The sequence below is a fragment of the Dermabacter sp. HSID17554 genome (genome assembly GCF_003989295.1).
GTDB classification, from domain to species: domain Bacteria; phylum Actinomycetota; class Actinomycetes; order Actinomycetales; family Dermabacteraceae; genus Dermabacter; species Dermabacter vaginalis.
In genome coordinates this window covers 1-2945 of sequence record NZ_RBLW01000011.1, presented here as the reverse complement: position 1 = coordinate 2945, position 2945 = coordinate 1, and the positions used below count along the sequence as shown (strand labels likewise).

General features: G+C 59.4%; 2 protein-coding genes. Both read right to left on the bottom strand.

What is annotated here, in order from left to right:
- Positions 1 to 328: 328 nt before the first annotated feature.
- Positions 329 to 2119, bottom strand: a complete 1791-nt coding sequence (locus tag D8M36_RS10130) for a hypothetical protein (RefSeq protein WP_162604286.1) — start codon at positions 2117 to 2119, stop codon at positions 329 to 331.
- An 18-nt stretch (positions 2120 to 2137) separates the two neighbouring features.
- The gene (locus D8M36_RS09955; RefSeq protein ID WP_126848614.1) at positions 2138 to 2641 is read right to left on the bottom strand and encodes a hypothetical protein; all 504 of its coding nucleotides are present in this window, start codon (positions 2639 to 2641) and stop codon (positions 2138 to 2140) included.
- Positions 2642 to 2945 lie beyond the last annotated feature (304 nt).

Sequence of the window (2945 nt, the reverse complement as noted above, 5' to 3'; positions counted from 1 at the left end):
ACTTCATAAGTGCACTCCCTTGAAAGTGTTGGTGGGAGTGTGCGAACCACGGCGTCAGAGCGCGTGCGGTTCCCACGCTTCCCCCTTGTGCTGTCCGGGACCCACGTCCCGTTATCTGACCGTTATAAAGTACGGGGCTGACGTGCCGTGCACCACCCAAAAGCGAACTATTTTGCGTGATGTTTCCGTGATGTTCACTTAGGTGCGTTGGGTGACGCAGGCATTGATGTTGTGTGCGCATGCGAAGGCCCCGCGGAACGGTGGTGCGACGCAATGTCGCTCGCCGATCTCGCGGGGCCAGCGCTTTTCCTGAGTTGGCTACTCGGGGTTACGGAACGAGTTGCTTCACCTCAGGGTTGGCGGAGAGGAAGTCCTCGTGCGCCTGGTTCGCTTGCTCCTGTGCAAAGCCCTCGGGGTCATCAGCAAAGGCGCGAACCGCATCGCCGTCGACTCCGTCGATCGCCGAAATCTGGTCGATGACCTCGTTTCGGAACTCGAAGAAGTCGTGGTTTGCGGCGTTGCCGAGCGTCTCCAGTGCATCTGCGACCGGATCGACGGGACGCGGTGCAGGTCCCACCGGAGCAGGTGCAGGTGCAGGAGCCACCGGAGCCGGAGCCGGTGCGGGTGCCGGAGCCGGCTGATCCACCACAGGCGCAGGTGCCGGAGCGGGTGCCGGTGCCGGTGCCGGAGCGGGTGCCGGCTGATCCACCACAGGCGCAGGAGCAGGAGCAGGAACCGGAGCTGGTGCCGGCTGATCCACCACAGGCGCAGGCGCGGGTGCCACCGGAGCAGGTGCGGGTGCCGGTGCCGGAGCAGGAGCCGGCGCCGGAGCAGGCGCGGGGGCAGGAGCCGGCGGAGCCACCTGCTCAACAAAAGCCGGCGGCGCCTTCGGCCCAACCGGAGTCGGCTCTTGCTCCCCTTGCGACGTGAAGGCTTCCTTCGCCGAGTCGTAGACGCCGTAATTGAATGCGTCGCGAGCGGGGTCCTCGTAAGCCTTCTTGAGGGTGTCCTTCAGGCCCTTCTTCATGGCCTTCTCGCCAGGCTTCGTGAGGCTCTTGGTAACGACGCTCCCAGCCTTCAACTCGATGCTGAGGCCGCCCGTGACGACTGTGGGTGCAAGGCCACCAAGCGTGTAGGCCGGATCGTGAGCGGTCTCAGTGGCCCACTTCCTCAGCCATGCTTCGCTATGAATAGCAATAGAGGGATTTGCTTGTCCCGCCATGGCGTCGTAGGCGTTATCTGTCGCCCATTCAAACGCTGTGTATGAACCATCGGCGATGGATCCATCATCCCAGCTCTTCTTAACCTTTGGGGCAAGGTCTACCGCTGAGGCAACGGAGGCCATTGGTGGCATGCCGGGCACGAGAAATGAGGCCATGCCGAGCCAAAATTGTCGGTGAGGAGCGCTGCCTTCGCCGAAGAAGTAGCTCATGAGATTGTCCCGATTGTTCCAAAGATCAAAAACGTTGAGACGAACAGTACCCATGACAATCTTTGGCATGCCGATAATGGAATCGAAAATACCTTTGAAGAAGCTGCCACCAGCGAAGTTACTCCACGCTTCCTCGCCTGTGCTGGGATTGATCGTTTGCCCCATAATGGCGTTTGCGAGTGCCCTATCGGCTGCTTGGACCTTGGCCTTGAACTGGTCAACTGCTATCTGTGCGGCCTGCAACAGTTTTTGGGCCTCAGCCAGTTTTCGTTCGCGTTCCTCGTTAATTACTTCACGGGTTTCACCCGGATTATTTGGATCATCCTCTTCGACCGTTTCGTCCATCGCTATAGCGTCATCGTAAGCTGCGTTGGCCTCGTCGATCTGGGCTTCGATCTGCCCTTTTTCTCGCTCAAAAGCCCTGAGTTTCTCGGCGTACGCATCGTAGGCCTTTTCAAGGGTCTTAGTGCGTTCCTCAAGTCCAGCGGCAGCCTCTGCGGGAGTTTCGAAAACCTGGTGTACCTTGCCGTCTTCTGGAGCCTCGTAGGCGGCAGCAACGTTCTTCCAGCCGTACTTTGCATCGTCGATAATGGACTTGTTGAGCATGCCGATCGATGCGAATCGCGCGCCCAATTGGGAGACGGCGGTAGGGTCATCCAGCTCGGGGAGATCAGCCTTTGAAACCATGATTTACTCCAGGAAGTTCTATTTCTCGATCGGGTAGGGGCCGTATGGGCGGTTTTCTTCTTCAACCGCCTTGGCGATGATGTCCTCGACGCCGCCCACATAGTTAGCTTCGCCTGCGGGGTTATCGGGCGTGCAGACCTCGTTGCCATCGCCGCCATTTGCGAGGTTGTACTGGTCCATCTTCGACATGCGGCCCTGTCCTTCGATCGTTGCCGCGTTGCTGTTGCTGTTGCCGGCCATCTCGACATCACCGAGGACATATTGTTTGATGCCTTCGGTGGCCCACTCAAGATTCGCTTGGGATCGCCCGCGTCCATAATTTACTTCATTGCGGACGTAGAGTTCGATGCAGGAGTTTGAGGCCCCACGGCTGAGCGGACTGTGCTTGAGTGCGTCGGCCGTAAAGTTCAGCGCTTCTTCGACGAGCGTGTGTACGTTATCGAGATTGCTGAGCGTGTGCTGAGCTTCTTGAAGCCGAAAGTAGTACTCATTCGGTCTGAGGCTGAAGTATGTTCCGGTCAAGGCGTTCCCCCGTGTGTGTGGATCGTGTCTATGCGCCCGCGCAGTGCTGGGTTAGGTGTCGTCGAAACCGAGAACTGCGTGGGGCTTCCAGGTGATGATGCTTTGTGTACCTCGCCGCGACCGCGACGACTCCAGGTCCGGAACTTGTGGTCTTTGAGTGTGAGGCTGCGGCGTGAAGGCTTTTGAAGTTGGTGCAGTGGCGTGTGGCTTTGCTGCGGTGTGGTGCCCTGCCGCCGCTGGGGCGGCAGGGCGTTGGTGGTGTGGTGGTGTTAGCCGATGTTGGAGACGGCGGAGGCGGCGCGTT

Excerpts from the sequence above, each read along its gene's own strand:
- D8M36_RS10130 (WP_162604286.1), bottom strand. The coding sequence starts at position 2,119 with ATGGTTTCAAAGGCTGATCTCCCCGAGCTGGATGACCCTACCGCCGTC.